Genomic DNA, 16,987 nt, shown 5'->3' on the forward strand with positions numbered 1-16,987 from the left:
CTATGCTGCCTATATTTATTGGTGTAATTGTATTTTTAGCGGCCATTCTCGCCTTATATTTAGGTGAAGGGTTATTCTCAAGGATAGTCGATTTATTAGATTATCTCTTTGGTGGTTTGTACGATTTTATCGTGTACTACTACAGGGCTCTTTATAATTTTATTATTGATAATCCTTGGAAACTGGTCATTGCGGCTATTATTGCAGTGATAGCTACTATATGGATTGTCAAAAGACAGTCAACCGTCAATTCGAATGACCCTAGGTCTCAAGTAAGCAATGTAAACCGTAAGCGCATGGCCATCATTCTTGCGTTATTAATTGGTTGGCTTGGGGCTCACAGATTCTATCTTAGACAGGTAGGTTATGGGGTACTGTATTTAATTCTTTCCTTAATATTTGCACCTTTAGTAGTGCTTATCGGAATATTTGATGCTATTAGGTTTGCCTTTATGTCCGATACTGAATTTAATATTAAATACCCCAGTGCCTCTTAATATTGATTTTAGTTTTTAGCTTTCGAAACTGGTTTCGCATCCTCTTGTTGGGTGACGAAACCAACCTTAGCAATACCAGAATTCTTAGCCTTGCTTAGTGCTTTTGCTACGAATTCATATGGCACCGATTTATCAGCCGCAATAGCTAAAACCACATCAGAATTTTCCTTGTGAGCAGCAACTAATTTAGATTCTAAATCATCTTCAGAATCTAAAAGCTCTGATCCTAATGCATAATTCCCATCTTTGTCGATTGATAGCCTCAACGGCTCCTTAGGCTGCACATCAGAATTAGAGGATACTACTGGCAACTGAAGTGGAATTGAGTGCGTAAGCACTGGCATAGTTATCATAAATACAATAAGTAGAACAAGCATAACGTCCACTAGGGGCGTAACGTTTATGTCTGCTAATGGAGCTGAATCGTCCCCATCTCCTGAACCCATAGATCCGAATGCCATATTAAAGCTCCTGATTTATTACTTGTTGATTAGATGCATGCACATTATTTTGTTGGCAATAAATCTGTGCCCTAGAAATTATTTGCGGATAAAAATCATGAGCAAATGCGTCTAAGTCTTGGTGTAGTGTTTTATTTGAACGTACCAAAGCGTTGTAGACTAGTACCGCAGGTATTGCCACAAAAAGACCAGCAGCAGTCGCAACCAATGCTTCACCAATAGGGCCTGCAACCGCAGCAATACTCATCTGCCCTTCTTTACTTATATTTATAAGAGCGTGATAAATACCCCAAACTGTACCAAATAAGCCTATAAATGGAGCTGTTGCACCGATAGATGCCAAGGCTGTGAGACCACCTTCAAATCCGCGCATTGTTTGCTTAATACTATTGCGCAGACCACGTCCTACAAATTCATCTAATGAAATTTCACGGCCCAAGAAATTTCCATCTGAACTTGTATGTTTTTTCATGGCAATGATTCCATCCTCAGCAACCCTAGAAACTGAAGAGGAATCTTTATTCACGAATGATTCAACTTCATTCATATCCCGTGAAGACCAAATTTTAGAGAGAGCCTTTTTGTTTTTTCCTTTCACGACAAGTAGCTTTATAGCTCTCACTATGATCACTGTCCACGTGATTATGCTCATAAGAATCAAAATTAGGAAAACCGCTATCAGTACTGGGTCTCCTTGTTTGAAAACTAATGTTAAATCCATAATTTCTTCCTCTGATATTTATCTTTTATTTAGCTTAAAGTTAATTGAAAACGTGTATGTATACGGAATTGCCCTTCCGCCTTGTTTTGCAGGTGAGAATCTATATTTCTCAACCGCTTTCTTAGCAGAATTGTCTAGACGTGAGTAACCACTACTTTTAACGACCTGCACATTAGATGCACGGCCATCTGCAGTCACTTGTACCCTCAATCCGACGGAACCTTCTTCTCCTCGCATTTTTGATGCTTGAGGATAAGGAGGTTTTGGATTATTTAAATGCCCGCCAATATGAGTTGCAGGTGTAATAGACCCAGCAGTATTTCCGCCCTCTTTATTTGCATTACCTACTCCTGATCCCTTACCATTATCTGAAAGACCTTTGGCTTCAGAACCAGTGTTTTCAGATGGACCTGTAGTTTTTCTAAGGGTGCTTACGGGCTCCTTAGGATTTGGTTGTGGCTTAGGCTTTGGTTTTGGTTTTGGCTTAGGCTTTGGCTTCGGTTTCGGCTTAGGCTCTGGTTTTGGTTCAGGCTTAGGCTCAGGCTTAGGCTCAGGTTTTGGAGGGACCACTACATCTGGCTTAAGCTCTTCCTTAATAGGCTTTGGTTCAGGTTCTGGCAATGGAGGTATCTCCATTGGTTCAGGAATAGGTACTGGCTCAGGTTCAGGTTCAGGTTCTGGCTCAGGTTCAGGCAATGGCGGTATTTCTGCCGGTTCAGGTATAGGCTCAGGCTCAGGAGGCACCATACTTCCAGTAACTTCAGGTAATTCAGCAGGCTCACCACCTGCCGAAGTTCCTTCCATAGACAAACCTGATAAGTCTACATAGGCTAGACTATCTATACTTAATTCCAATTTAGGAGGGTTTACTTTCAAAAATCCTGAAAATCCAAGTATATGGGATACTGTAACAAAGGCAAATACAGCCCCTGTCAGAAAATTGTCTTTGTTCTGCTTTTTCATTAATATAATTATTCTAAATCGTTAATGATAATAATTCGCATTAACGTTTGAGATTCTATCAGAAAATTCTTAATGTGCAAATAAAATCTTTTTTATTGCCCAAATAATAGGCTTTTATTGTTAAATTTTTATCGTTTGAGTGTTTTTGAAAATGTAAAAAAAAGTAGGAATTTTGATGAATTCCTACTTAATTTTTAAGGTTTATTACTAAATTATTTAATCTCTTTAATAATATCTTGGATAGACCTTCTTGTTTTAGGTTTTTTAGAAAGCTGATTATAGTCATCATCACTTCTATATCCTAATGCAACTGCAACTACTGGTATATACTCACTTTCACCCTGATATTTGTATAGTACCTTAGCCCAATTTTCATGCTCAATTCCTTCCATAGGCGTAGAATCAATACCTAATGAGGCAATTGCTGGGAGAATATATCCAAGAGCAATATAAACCTGTGCCATCATCCAAATTTGAAGCATTTGATCACCCTTAGGCTTAGCCCTCTTTTCATAATACTCAATATGATTTGGTGCTAAGTAATTTGGCATGTTTTTCTCAAGCGACTCTACAGATTTATAAACTGACATTAAAAGGATATGACTGCAATCTGTAACCCTTGCATCATTGTGAAAAGAATAAGGTGCTAGCTCTTTTTTAAGTTCTTGATTAGAAATAAAAGTAAACTGCCACGGTTGACTATTAATAGATGACGGTGCGAGTCTCAATATCTCTTTAAGTGTATCGATATCAGTATCAGAAACCTTTTTAGTAGGGTCATAGACTTTTGTTGTGTATCTTGATTGAGCTAATTCTAAATAATTCATGTGAAACCTCTAAAACAAAATTTAATTATAGTAAACGTATATGAATTTAAAATTTTCTTTTTAGTTTTCTGTAATCGCTGGGATATATCGGGTCTTTTTCACTTCATATTCCAATCCCCTTTTCTTTGGCAATGCTCTCCGCCTCCACCAAATGTGGATCTTTATTAAATTTCCTAAATACCCAGGCATATCCAGATTGAACCATTACTAAATTAATATATTTCATATCGGAGTAAATATGTCCTAGAACTCTGCCAAACTTATCAAAATTTTCGTACTTAATTTGAACATCTTTTTTAAAGATCAGATCTGAGAGTTTCTCTTTTGATTTTGTCCCATATGGCTGACTTTTTTCAGGTGCATCTATGCCTTCTAATCTTACCTTATATCTATTTTTCTCTTTAGTAAGGCATGTAAATGTATCCCCATCGGCAACTCCAACAACTTTACAATTAATTAACTTTGCGTCGGCAATCTGTAAGCAAAAGAAATAAAGGAATATAAATAAAATATTTTTCATATGCGTCTCCATTGCCAAAGTTTCTATTAAAAAAACATCAAAATCAAGTTATGGTGGACAAAAATAGCATAAAAAAAAGGTGGGCCAAACCCACCTCTTAGCTAATTAGAAAAAATTTACCAAGTGTATCCAGCACCAACGCCTACACTGACATCTCCGCGACCATTGCCAGAGACATTTCCTTTCAGTACCCATTTTCCACTATCAGAAATAGTAGAAAATCCAAGCGCCACAGCTGAATGTCCCTTATGAGACCCCCCCCCAATAGCAACCATATTCTGGCCTGGAGCGTAAGCTTGAGGAAGACTTGCAACAGCTACTGCATTTGCTGTGCCCGCATTCATTTCACCTCTGATTTCGTCAATATCCTTTTTGAGATCTTGTATCTCTCTTGTATTAGAAGCAATTAGGCCACTAAAGCCATCGACTTTTTGATTTAGATTGCTAATTGCATCTGTATTAGTTTGGATATTTGCAGTGTTATTATCTATTTTTTGTGTTATGGCAGTAAGGTCAACTCCACCACCAGTTTTGATTGCAGCAATATCATCTATATTTTTTTGAATTGCAGCTTCTTGTGCTGTAATTTTGGTATTTACGTCAGCTATGTTCTGACCATGAATAGCGATTTGTTTACTGTTGTTAGTAATGCGAGTTTCATGGGCATCTAAGGCAACCTTATTTGCTTCAGCGGATTTTTTATTTTTTTCTATTTGTTCTTTATTGGAAGCAATGTTAGTTATATTTTGATCAACTTTAGTATTGGTATTTGCTATATCATCTTTGTTTTGTGTAATTTGATTTTGTAAATTCGTATTGCTCTCGGTTTGTTTATTCTTAAGTTCTTCAATCTCATTTTTGTTAGCCTGAATACCGCCTTCTGCTGTAGTCAAACGAGTATCCATACCTTCAACTTTATTAGTTAATGTGTTGACCTTACCGTCTAATTGGGTGACTTTATTATTAGTTTCAGTTATTTTTGTATTTACATCAGCTAATCCACTTGTAACAGTTTGATTAAGGTTTGTTAGGTTTGTTTCAGCAGCACCTACTCTATCAGTCAGATTTGCGATATCATTTTCGTTTTTATTTGCTTTAGTTTCAACGACACCAATCTTTTGAGTTAGCTCTGTTTTAGTGGATTCTATTTTTTCTGTGTTAGCCTCCACTTTTGGTTTAAGAGTGGCTAAATCAGTTTTATTTTGATTCACTGTATTTGTTAAATTTGTTATTGCTGATGTGTTTCCCTGAACCTTCGTAGTAAGATCTCCTATATTGGTCTCATTCGCCGTAACCCTATTTCCTATTGCAGTGATATTGTTAGCATTAGTTGCTATATTAGCTGCGTTTTGTGTAATGTTAGCTGTATTATTGTTTATAGCCTCAGTTTGAGCATTAACTACTGATACAACAGTTTTGAGCTGTGCTACGTTAACTGCGTCTGAATTCTCTTTACCAGCTGCTAAATTAGTTATTTGTCGAGTTCCATTTTGATTACCTATAGACAGTTCACCATATTGACCCTTAACTGTTTCTTGTACGTCTTTATAACTGCCCAAATAAACTGAGCTAGGTTCAACTTTTGCACGACTTGTAAGGGAGTAAGCACCCAGGGCAACAGCTGATGTTATATTAGCTTGGTGATTTGAAGCACTATACCCAATTGCAACAGATTTATCTCCCATTGTATAACCTTCATGGCCTATTTTTACATTGTACTGTCCTGACGCAACCGCAATAGTATCACCTATAAGTATGCTATTACTACTTAATATAGTATTAGAGCGGCCAATAACAAGATTTGAATCTCCATAATTGGTAATATTTGAACCGATTAAAAATGAATTGCCTCCGGAGTTTGTTATGTGTGAGCCAAATGATAAAGTGTTAGCTGCATTAATCGTATTATTCCTTCCTAGAACTACAGAATTCTCAGCAGCATTATTTAATGTATTTTTATAGCCATAGACATAAGATGAATTAGCAAAAATATTGTTTTCTCTTCCTGTAGCATAGGAGTAAGTTACAGAACCATCAATTTGGTTTAAAAAACCAAAAGCGTATGAATTACTACCAAAAATTATATTTTGCTCACCAAATGCACCTGTATTATTTGCTGTTACCTGGTTACCTAAACCAAAGACCGATAAATAATTTCCATTTAGCTGATTGTAAAACCCAAGACCATATGACAAATCACCATTTACTTTGTTTAAATGTCCAAGAGAAACACTGTGATTACCATTAGAAACATTTCCGTCTCCTATGGCTATAGTTCCTTCCCTAAGTGCTTCATTTTGAAAGCCAATAGCGATAGACTTATTTTCAGTTGATTTATTTAATGTACCAATAGCTAATGAATTATCCTTGGTTGCTTTATTTTTAGAACCAATTGCAACTGCAGCTGAACCCGAAGCATCATTATTTGCTCCATCAGAATCAATAGCCACACCTGCTGAAGCTGTATTAAAAGCTACTAACAAAGACAAATAAACTGCGGCAACCACACCTCGAACAATAAAACCATTGGACGAAAACACTTTTGAACTCCCAAACCAACCAATCAAAATTAACAATTTTATACAACGCTTTTAAAATTTATGACATCTAGTAACATCTAATTAGTTTTTGTAATTTAATTGTATCATTTGTTACTTTTAAGCAACAAAAAAGCCCTCTGAGGTGATACCTTAGAGGGCTTTGAGTATAAGGAGGGTTGTTATTATTTTTTTATAAGGGGTATATGAATAAAAGAGCCTGACAATGACCTACTTTCACAGGTGTCCACCCACTATCATCGGCGCTAAGGTGTTTCACTGTCCTGTTCGGGATGGGAAGGAGTGGGGCCACCTTGCTATTGTCGTCAAGCTACAAACTGGTTATGGCTTTTTTTATCTTTAGCCATTTGGAAGAAGCACTACAAGGTGGGGTTGAGAGTCTTAGATTGCTATTATGTTTTTCTCTCTATATATTCTAATTTAAGCGACCCATAACACTGATAAAGTTATAGGATCAAGCCTCTCGGGCAATTAGTACTGGTTAGCTACATGCATTACTGCACTTTCACACCCAGCCTATCAACGTTCTAGTCTCGAACGACCCTTAAAAGGAGCTTTACGCTCAGGGATACCTTATCTTCAGACGAGTTTCCCGCTTAGATGCCTTCAGCGGTTATCTCTTCCGTACGTAGCTACTCGGCAATGCCATTGGCATGACAACCGATACACCAGCGGTACGTCCACTCCGGTCCTCTCGTACTAGGAGCAGCCTCCGTCAAGTATCCAACGCCCACGGCAGATAGGGACCAAACTGTCTCACGACGTTTTAAACCCAGCTCACGTACCTCTTTAAATGGCGAACAGCCATACCCTTGGGACCGGCTACAGCCCCAGGATGAGATGAGCCGACATCGAGGTGCCAAACACCGCCGTCGATATGAACTCTTGGGCGGTATCAGCCTGTTATCCCCAGAGTACCTTTTATCCGTTGAGCGATGGCCCTTCCATTCAGAACCACCGGATCACTTTGTCCTGCTTTCGCACCTGTTCGACTTGTCTGTCTCACAGTCAAGCACGCTTTTGCCAATGCACTATCAGCACGATTTCCGACCGTACCTAGCGTACCTTCGAACTCCTCCGTTACACTTTGGGAGGAGACCGCCCCAGTCAAACTGCCCACCATACACTGTCCCCAACCCAGATCATGGGCCAAGGTTAGAACCACAAACAAACCAGGGTGGTATTTCAAGGACGGCTCCAAAAGTACTAGCGTACCTCCTTCTTCGCCTCCCACCTATCCTACACAGGCCGGTTCACGATCCAATGTAAAGCTACAGTAAAGGTTCATGGGGTCTTTCCGTCTAGCCGCGGGGAGATTGCATCATCACAAACACTTCAACTTCGCTGAGTCTCAGGAGGAGACAGTGTGGCCATCGTTACGCCATTCGTGCAGGTCGGAACTTACCCGACAAGGAATTTCGCTACCTTAGGACCGTTATAGTTACGGCCGCCGTTTACTGGGGCTTCGATCAATAGCTCTCACCACATCAATTAACCTTCCAGCACCGGGCAGGCGTCACACCCTATACTTCCACTTTCGTGTTTGCAGAGTGCTATGTTTTTAATAAACAGTCGCAGCCACCTATTCTCTGCGGCCTCTTCTGGCTACTCACCATACAAAGGCATACCTTCTCCCGAAGTTACGGTATCAATTTGCCGAGTTCCTTCTCCTGAGTTCTCTCAAGCGCCTTGGAATATTCATCCCGTCCACCTGTGTCGGTTTGCGGTACGGTCAACTTGTAATTTAACGCTTAGAGGCTTTTCCTGGAACCACTTCCTGTGACTTCAAAGACCTTAAGTCTTCTGCGAATCATAGCCTTGAATCCTTTGACCGGATTTGCCTAATCAACTTCTTGGCTACAATACCGAGCATATCCAACAGCCCGTACACATTCCGCAATCCGTCCCCCCTTCACATCACAAGCCGGTGTAGGAATATTAACCCACTTCCCATCAGCTACGCATCTCTGCCTCACCTTAGGGGCCGACTAACCCTGCGCCGATGAACGTTGCGCAGGAATCCTTGGACTTACGGCGAGGGAGCTTTTCACTCCCTTTATCGCTACTCATGTCAGCATTCGCACTTCTGATACCTCCAGCAAACCTCTCGATTCACCTTCTCTGGCTTACAGAACGCTCTCCTACCACGCATCCGCTCTTTCAAATCTTCTGAAAATTCAATTAAGGTTAATCTTACCTTTATTCCTTTTTTTCAAAAAACTTAAAAGAGCGGATGCATCCGCAGCTTCGGTAACTGGCTTAGCCCCGTTACATCTTCCGCGCAGGACGACTCGATCAGTGAGCTATTACGCTTTCTTTAAAGGGTGGCTGCTTCTAAGCCAACCTCCTGACTGTCTATGCCTTCCCACTTCGTTTCCCACTTAGCCAATTTTAGGGACCTTAGCTGGCGGTCTGGGTTGTTTCCCTCTTGAGTCTGGACGTTAGCACCCAGTGCTCTGTCTCCCATGATCGAACTTGTCAGTATTCGGAGTTTGCCATGGTTTGGTAAGTCGCCATGACCCCCTAGCCATAACAGTGCTCTACCCCCAACAGTTATTCATGAGGCACTACCTAAATAGTTTTCGGAGAGAACCAGCTATTTCCAGATTTGTTTAGCCTTTCACCCCTATCCACAGCTCATCCCCTAATTTTTCAACATTAGTGGGTTGGGTCCTCCAGTACCTGTTACGGCACCTTCAACCTGGCCATGGATAGATCATCTGGTTTCGGGTCTACACCCAGCGACTATAGACGCCCTATTCGGACTCGCTTTCGCTACGCCTACCCTATTCGGTTAAGCTTGCCACTGAATGTAAGTCGCTGACCCATTATACAAAAGGTACGCCGTCACCCCAGACTTAAAGACCCTACTAAATTTGTAAATTACATCGCTTGCTATTTACTTTGGAATATCTTTAGTGATGCCTTAAGGCATTCCTCACTTCTTTTAGTTTCCTTATCAAATATATCGATTCTATTTACTTTGGAATATCTTTAGTGATGCCTTAAGGCATCACAAAGAACCCCTAAATTGCAGGACCCTTAAGTCTAGGGCTCCGACTGTTTGTATGCACACGGTTTCAGGTTCTATTTCACTCCCCTCCCGGGGTTCTTTTCGCCTTTCCCTCACGGTACTGGTTCACTATCGGTCGATCACGAGTATTTAGCCTTGGAGGATGGTCCCCCCATCTTCGAACAGGATTACACGTGTCCCGCCCTACTTGTTGCAACGCCTAGTACCATAACTATAGTTTCGTCTACAGGACTATCACCCTCTACGGTCTCACTTCCCAGTAAGTTCGACTACTACAATTACTATCTCGTTGCGGCTCATCCAATTTCGTTCGCCACTACTTTCAGAATCTCGGTTGATTTCTTCTCCTCGAGTTACTTAGATGTTTCAGTTCACTCGGTTCGCCTCCTCACCCTATGTATTCAGATAAGGATACCTCCTAAAAAGAGGTGGGTTTCCCCATTCGGATATCTGCGGATCAATGCTCATTTGCCAACTCCCCGCAGCTTTTCGCAAGCTATTACGTCCTTCTTCGCCTGTGATCGCCAAGGCATCCACCATGTGCACTTAGTCACTTGATCCTATAACTTCATCAGTGTCTATCTCTCATCATATATCTCTATATGATAACTAACACTAACACTTCAGTCATAAGTCTCTTATAACCATATCACTTATTGAAAAAAAAGCCCTTTTAAAACTTTTTTTTCATTTTTTTTGAGTATCGCGTTAATTTTCTTTTCTAGCCGCTCATCTTAGAATATTCTTGATTTCTATTTTGAGAACTTATAAAAAAACTTACAGCTTTCGCATTCAAATTTCTTTTTGTGTGTTTTTTTAATTTTGCAATCACAACCCATAAAAAATTTAGACAGCTATGTAAGCACTACCTTATATCTGTGACTCCTTAAAATCACTCTCTATAGGCTTATACGTACTCACACAACCATTCTTTTGTTGTTTTACTTGTTGTGCTTCTTCCAAATTGTTAAAGAACAGCCTAAAGTAATCTCTCTTTCTTGTTATTTATTGCTTTTTAAAAAAAGATACTTTATTAATTCACTCTTTCTTTCTTTTTAAAAAAGAGCTATTAATAAAATACCCTAAAATCCATTCTCAGAGGCTTAGGCTTAAAAATTAAACCACTTAAAGAATACCGCTTCAAATCATGGGTGGTGGAGGATGACGGGATCGAACCGACGGCCTCCTGCGTGCAAAGCAGGCGCTCTCCCAACTGAGCTAATCCCCCACATTCTTTTTTTCATACTCTCTCTTTCTTTCTTTATAGAGCATCTCTATGGTGGGTCAAGCTGGAATCGAACCAGCGACCCCCGCCTTATCAAGACGGTGCTCTAACCGACTGAGCTACTGACCCATAAATGAACTGTTCAACAGCCGATAAGCGTGGATACTTAAAAATATGCCAAATTTTTGGTTCTCTTTTTCTCTTAAAGGAGGTGATCCAGCCACAGCTTCCGCTACGGCTACCTTGTTACGACTTCACCCCAGTCATGAATCCTACCGTGGTAATCGCCCCCCTTGCGGTTAGACTAACTACTTCTGGTAAAACCCACTCCCATGGTGTGACGGGCGGTGTGTACAAGACCCGGGAACGTATTCACCGCGACATGCTGATCCGCGATTACTAGCGATTCCGACTTCATGCAGGCGAGTTGCAGCCTGCAATCCGGACTACGACCAGGTTTGTGAGATTAGCTCCACCTCGCGGCTTCGCATCCCTCTGTCCTGACCATTGTATGACGTGTGAAGCCCTACCCATAAGGGCCATGAGGACTTGACGTCATCCCCACCTTCCTCCGGTTTATCACCGGCAGTCTCATTAGAGTGCCCTTTTACGTAGCAACTAATGACAAGGGTTGCGCTCGTTGCGGGACTTAACCCAACATCTCACGACACGAGCTGACGACAGCCATGCAGCACCTGTGTTTCGGTTCTCTTGCGAGCACTCCTAAATCTCTTCAGGATTCCAAACATGTCAAGGGTAGGTAAGGTTTTTCGCGTTGCATCGAATTAATCCACATCATCCACCGCTTGTGCGGGTCCCCGTCAATTCCTTTGAGTTTTAATCTTGCGACCGTACTCCCCAGGCGGTCAACTTCACGCGTTGGCTTCGCTACCAAAACCATTTAAGGTCCCAACAGCTAGTTGACATCGTTTAGGGCGTGGACTACCAGGGTATCTAATCCTGTTTGCTCCCCACGCTTTCGTGCATGAGCGTCAGTATTATCCCAGGGGGCTGCCTTCGCCATCGGTATTCCTCCACATCTCTACGCATTTCACTGCTACACGTGGAATTCTACCCCCCTCTAACATACTCTAGCTCGGCAGTTAAAAATGCAGTTCCAAGGTTGAGCCCTGGGATTTCACATCTCTCTTTCCGAACCGCCTGCGCACGCTTTACGCCCAGTAATTCCGATTAACGCTCGCACCCTACGTATTACCGCGGCTGCTGGCACGTAGTTTGCCGGTGCTTATTCTTCAGGTACCGTCAGCATCCTAGGGTATTATCCTAAAACTTTTCTTCCCTGACAAAAGTGCTTTACAACCCGAAGGCCTTCAATCGCACACGCGGAATGGCTGGATCAGGGTTGCCCCCATTGTCCAAAATTCCCCACTGCTGCCTCCCGTAGGAGTCTGGGCCGTGTCTCAGTCCCAGTGTGGCTGGTCGTCCTCTCAAACCAGCTACGGATCGATGCCTTGGTAGGCCTTTACCCCACCAACTAACTAATCCGATATCGGCCGCTCCAATAGTAAAAGGTCATCGCTGATCCCCCTCTTTCCCCCTCAGGGCGTATGCGGTATTAGCTACGCTTTCGCGTAGTTATCCCCCGCTACTGGGCACGTTCCGATACTTTACTCACCCGTTCGCCACTCGCCATCAGGAAAGCAAGCTTCCCTATGCTGCCGTTCGACTTGCATGTGTAAGGCATTCCGCTAGCGTTCAATCTGAGCCAGGATCAAACTCTTCAGTTCAATTCCTGCTATATTTATATCGCTTACTTTTATTGCTTAAAACTTCAAAAAAAAGAATTAACTTCTCAATTAAGACTTCACCTATAAACCACTCTCTTTTTATTATTGGTCATAAGAAAAAATCTCTCTTGCTCTTATCTACTCTCTTTTTCTCTTCACATTTATAAGCGTAAGACTTGATGTATTAAAACCTAACATTTAACAAAATCAAGTACCCACACTTATCGGCTGTATTAATTTTTAAAGAACATTTTTCCACTTACAGAATTAAAGATAAATAAATATCTCTCTCTGTAAAACTGAAAGATTGCCATTATTGCAAAAATCTTACTACCTTGTCAATAAAAAATTAAAAGCCAGATTTTTGCCCCTAAATAAAGCCCATTTTTGTAGCTTTTTTTATACGAAATTGTTTTAGGCTATTAAGGATAAAAATTCTTTTCGCAAATCAGAATTAGTCAAAAAACAACCACGCATCACACTATTAGTCATCTTGCTATCTGAATCCTTAACCCCACGCCATTTCATGCAATAGTGATCAGCCTTCATAATCACCGCAATCCCCTTCGGATTTAATTTCTGCTCTAGAATTGCGGCTAATTGCATGATAGCTTCTTCTTGTATTTGCGGTCTATGCATTACCCAATGAGCTATTCGTGCATATTTCGATAGCCCAATCAAATTTGAATCTTTATGCGGCATAACTCCAATCCAACATTGTCCCATGATTGGGCAAAAATGGTGTGAGCACGCACTCCTTATAGTGATTGGGCCAACCACAATTAGCTCATTTACACTTTCGATATTAGGAAACTCTGTCACAGCTGGCATTGGCTCATAGCGACCTGCAAATATCTCACGCACATACATTTTTGCGACGCGTTTTGCTGTCTCGTTAGTATTATGGTCAGATTCAGTATCTATAACAAGGCTCTCAAGTACTGCTTTGAATTTCGACTCTACTTCGTCTTGTAATTGAGCTATTTCGTCCTCGTTTATAAATTCAGAAATATTATCGTTAGCATGAAAACGCTTGCCCGCCGTTTGAATTCGCTCGCGTATAACATCTGATATGTATTTTGTGTTTTGGCTCATTGCATGCCCTTATGCGTATAATTGAATAATTGTACGATATGAATATTTATTCTCGAATGAGTGAGCAGATTTTTATAAATACTAGTGACTTTGAGACTCGCGTTGCCATTGTGGATCAAGGTGTGCTTCAAGAATTGCATATAGAGCGTGACAGTCAGAAAGGAGTAGTTGGCAATGTTTACGTAGGCAAAATCACTCGTATTCTCCCGAACCTTCAGAGTGCATTCGTTAATATTGGCTTAGACAGAAACGCATTTATGCATGTGGGCGATTTGCAGGAGACTAGGATTGCGCGGCAGAACTCGGAGGCATTGCCAAAGATAGAAAAGCTATTTTTCGAAGGGCAAACTCTATTAGTCCAAGTCATAAAGGACCCAATCAAAGACAAGGGTGCAAGGCTAAGTAATCAGATTAATATTGCGGGCCGTATTATGGTGTATATGCCTTATAACAAGCATATTGGCATATCGCAGCGAATTGAAGAAGAGTCTGAACGTGAGCGACTAAAAGAATGGGTACAAAATTTGCGACCGCCTGAAGATAAGGGCGGGTACATAATTCGAACATTTGCTGAAACGTGTACTGAAGCGGATCTCAAGCGAGACATGTATTATTTGCATCTGCAATGGGAAGCTATACAAAATCAAGCGAAAAACGCTAAAGCCCCAAAGCTTGTGTATGAAGAGTTAAGCCTTAAGCACCGCGTAATGAGAGATTTTGCGAACGATGATACTGAAAGCATAGAGATAGATTCAAAGACTCAATTCAATGAGCTAGTAGAATGGTGCTCTCTATATACACCAGCCGTTACAAACAAATTAAGTCCCTATACTGCAAGCCGCCCAATATTCGATTTAAATAACATTGAGGAAGATATCGAAATAGCCCTATCTCAAAGAGTCGAACTGCCCTCTGGCGGATATTTGATATTTGACTCTACCGAAGCACTTACATCAATAGATGTGAATACTGGCAGTTTCCTAGGGTCACGAAATTTCAACGACACTATCTTAAAAACCAATCTAGAAGCGTCTCTTGAGATTGCAAGACAGCTGCGCTTGAGAAACATTGGTGGCATTATCATAATAGACTTTATCGATATGTCGGACGAATCACATAAAGAGCAAGTGCTTTGCTCTTTAAAAAATGCATTGGCACGGGATCGTGTACGTACTACGGTAAATGATTTTTCTAGTTTCGGCTTAGTTGAGATGACGCGTAAGCGTGCTCACAGCTCACTCTCGTCCATGCTTATGGAACCTTGCCCTACATGCGAAGGTCGTGGATCTGTTAAGACCGCAAAAACTATTGTCTACCAAATTATGCGAGAGATTCAAAGAGAAGCTAAGCTTTTTGATCCAAAGGAATTTCGTCTCATTCTATCTCCATCGGTTTTGGACCTATTCTTAGATGAAGAATCGCATTATTTCACAGCCTTAAGCGATGCCATCGGCAAGCCGATTTCTCTTGAGGTCGATGATTTATACAATCAAGAGGATTACGATATTATTCTTTGCTAGTGAGTTTTGCGTGCGATGCAAGATTCGAGTACATACCGCCGCTTTGCATTAATTTTTCATGCGTTCCAGATTCTATAACACGCCCATTATCCATAACATAGATTACATCCGCATTTTTGATTGTCGATAATCGATGTGCGATAACAAATGTTGTGCGGCCCTGCATAAGCGAATCAAGCGATTCTTGAACAAGTTTTTCAGATTCATTATCTAGTGCGGAGGTTGCTTCATCAAGTAGAAGCAGTGGCACATTTTTAAGTAATGCTCTTGCGATGGCAATGCGCTGGCGTTGGCCCCCAGATATCCATGCACCATTCTCTCCTACCATAGTCTGTAAGCCCTCAGGCAGGCTTTTCACAAATCCATCTAAATTCGCTGCCTTCACAACTTTTTCGATTTCATCCGTGCTAGCCCCTGAATTACTTCCGTAGGCAATATTCTCTGCCAATGTTCCATCAAACAAAAACACATTCTGACCAACAAGAGCCATCTGATTACGCAGGCTAACTAAATCGTAATCTTGTAGTTCAACCCCATCTATAAGTACCGAACCCGATGTAGGTTCTATAAAACGAGGAATTAAATTCATAAGAGTAGTTTTACCCGCCCCAGAACGTCCTACAAAAGCCACCGTCTGACCTGCTTTCACTTTAAAGCTTATACCATCGAGTGCATTCGATTGCGTGTCTGGAAAACTAAAACAAACATTGCGAAATTCAATTTCAGAATTAGGCCCGAACTTAAGATCACGAAAACCCCGCGAGACTTCTTTTGGCGAATCTATAAGCTTAAATACGCTCTCAGTAGCCATCATCATGCGTTGAGCTTTTGCTGTGATATGAGTAAGTCTTTTTATAGGATCAAAAACTTGCGCTAGTGCAGTTATGTAGGCAATGAATGTGCCTACAGTCAGGCTGCCGTCTTTGCTCTGATTTAATGCAAGAGCAATAACAAAGGCTACCGATATCGATAAAATCCATTGAGTTAACGGAGACATTGCCACCTCGGCGGTAGCAATTTTCATAGCCTGATGCCTTAGGCTTGAATTAACACGATCAAATCGCTCATTCTCCGAGCGCACTCCATTAAAAAGCTTTATTACTCGCGAGCCATCAATTCCTTCGCGTATGATTTGCGTAAGCACGGCATTTACATCGATATTTTGTCGATTAATTTTGCGAAGTCGGCGGGCGAAAAAACGACCAACCAATATCGAAGGAGGAAATACCACAATAATAATAAGCGTCAACTGCCATGATAAAAACAAAAGCAAAAACAAGATTCCGACAATAACCGAAATCTCTTTTACGACTGTTGTAATGACTTCCGTAGCATTTTGCGTCACCTGCGTGGCATCGACCGTAAATCGATTTAAAAGACGGCCCGAGTCGCCTTTATTAAATTCTGTATCAGGCAACAAAACCAAGCTTGCAAACATATCCTTTCGCAAAGTAAACAATACTTTATTTGCGACATAGGCCATAAGGTAACCACCACCAAAATTAGCTACACCGCGGATTAGCATAAGAATTACGACAGCAACAGGAATCAGGATTATGTAATCATCTTCATGACCCAAGAACCCCTCATCTAAAAGCGGCTTCATAAGATATGCCATAACTGGCTGAGTGCCTGAGCCAATAAGCATCAGAATAAGCCCCGATATCCAATAACCCCAATATCTGCCGACTCTTTTATAAAGTCGCACCCATAGAGTTCTATCCACGGCTTGGGATCCATCTTTTATATCGTTTTTATTCTTAAAAAATGCCAAGAGCCTTCTCGCAAATATAAAATATCACCTTATTATATTCTTAG

At 41.0% G+C, this 16,987-nt stretch carries 10 protein-coding genes, 2 tRNA genes and 3 rRNA genes; 2 read left to right on the forward strand and 13 right to left on the reverse strand.

The window, feature by feature from the left end; translation table 11 throughout:
• Positions 1-2 precede the first annotated feature (2 nt).
• Positions 3-497 (forward strand): TM2 domain-containing protein, encoded by a 495-nt coding sequence (locus tag TASI_RS04605; protein ID WP_014111603.1) that lies wholly within the window; start codon positions 3-5, stop codon positions 495-497.
• 8 nt (positions 498-505) lie between these two features.
• Here the strand turns inward: TASI_RS04605 and TASI_RS04610 are convergent, their stop codons facing one another.
• The 12 genes from TASI_RS04610 to folE all read right to left on the reverse strand — a co-directional run bounded on the left by TASI_RS04610 (position 506) and on the right by folE (position 13,649).
• Positions 506-958: an ExbD/TolR family protein gene (locus TASI_RS04610; RefSeq protein ID WP_014111604.1), complete on the reverse strand. Its 453-nt coding sequence runs from the start codon at positions 956-958 to the stop codon at positions 506-508.
• 1 nt (position 959) lies between these two features.
• Complete coding sequence (locus TASI_RS04615) at positions 960-1,679, reverse strand: MotA/TolQ/ExbB proton channel family protein (protein WP_028883653.1); 720 nt, start codon at positions 1,677-1,679, stop codon at positions 960-962.
• An 18-nt stretch (positions 1,680-1,697) separates the two neighbouring features.
• Positions 1,698-2,642: an energy transducer TonB gene (locus tag TASI_RS04620; RefSeq protein ID WP_044978061.1), complete on the reverse strand. Its 945-nt coding sequence runs from the start codon at positions 2,640-2,642 to the stop codon at positions 1,698-1,700.
• Positions 2,643-2,854: 212 nt separating this feature from the next.
• A complete protein-coding gene (locus TASI_RS04625) occupies positions 2,855-3,469 on the reverse strand; it encodes a nitroreductase family protein (RefSeq protein WP_014111607.1) in 615 nt (204 codons plus the stop codon).
• A 103-nt stretch (positions 3,470-3,572) separates the two neighbouring features.
• Complete coding sequence (locus TASI_RS04630; RefSeq protein ID WP_014111608.1) at positions 3,573-3,989, reverse strand: thermonuclease family protein; 417 nt, start codon at positions 3,987-3,989, stop codon at positions 3,573-3,575.
• A gap of 116 nt (positions 3,990-4,105) precedes the next feature.
• Complete coding sequence (locus TASI_RS04635) at positions 4,106-6,529, reverse strand: YadA-like family protein (RefSeq protein WP_014111609.1); 2,424 nt, start codon at positions 6,527-6,529, stop codon at positions 4,106-4,108.
• 215 nt (positions 6,530-6,744) lie between these two features.
• Positions 6,745-6,857, reverse strand: a 5S ribosomal RNA gene (gene rrf / locus TASI_RS04640).
• Positions 6,858-6,997: 140 nt separating this feature from the next.
• A 23S ribosomal RNA gene (locus TASI_RS04645) occupies positions 6,998-10,141 on the reverse strand.
• A gap of 592 nt (positions 10,142-10,733) precedes the next feature.
• Positions 10,734-10,809 (reverse strand) — tRNA-Ala (locus tag TASI_RS04650).
• A gap of 49 nt (positions 10,810-10,858) precedes the next feature.
• A tRNA-Ile gene (locus TASI_RS04655) sits at positions 10,859-10,935 on the reverse strand.
• A gap of 75 nt (positions 10,936-11,010) precedes the next feature.
• Positions 11,011-12,554: ribosomal RNA gene (locus TASI_RS04660) — 16S ribosomal RNA — on the reverse strand.
• The 16S, 23S and 5S rRNA genes sit together here with 2 tRNA genes alongside, the layout of an rRNA operon.
• A gap of 414 nt (positions 12,555-12,968) precedes the next feature.
• Positions 12,969-13,649 (reverse strand): GTP cyclohydrolase I, encoded by a 681-nt coding sequence (folE, locus tag TASI_RS04665; RefSeq protein WP_014111610.1) that lies wholly within the window; start codon positions 13,647-13,649, stop codon positions 12,969-12,971.
• 56 nt (positions 13,650-13,705) lie between these two features.
• On the opposite strand from folE, the gene TASI_RS04670 reads away from it, so the two are divergent.
• The gene (locus TASI_RS04670; protein ID WP_044978273.1) at positions 13,706-15,169 is read left to right on the forward strand and encodes an Rne/Rng family ribonuclease; all 1,464 of its coding nucleotides are present in this window, start codon (positions 13,706-13,708) and stop codon (positions 15,167-15,169) included.
• Here the strand turns inward: TASI_RS04670 and msbA are convergent.
• Complete coding sequence (gene msbA / locus TASI_RS04675; RefSeq protein WP_014111612.1) at positions 15,156-16,943, reverse strand: lipid A export permease/ATP-binding protein MsbA; 1,788 nt, start codon at positions 16,941-16,943, stop codon at positions 15,156-15,158. The two genes, TASI_RS04670 and msbA, sit on opposite strands and share 14 nt — an antisense overlap.
• Positions 16,944-16,987: the final 44 nt, after the last annotated feature.

The sequence above is a fragment of the Taylorella asinigenitalis MCE3 genome (assembly GCF_000226625.1).
Lineage (GTDB): Bacteria > Pseudomonadota > Gammaproteobacteria > Burkholderiales > Burkholderiaceae_B > Taylorella > Taylorella asinigenitalis.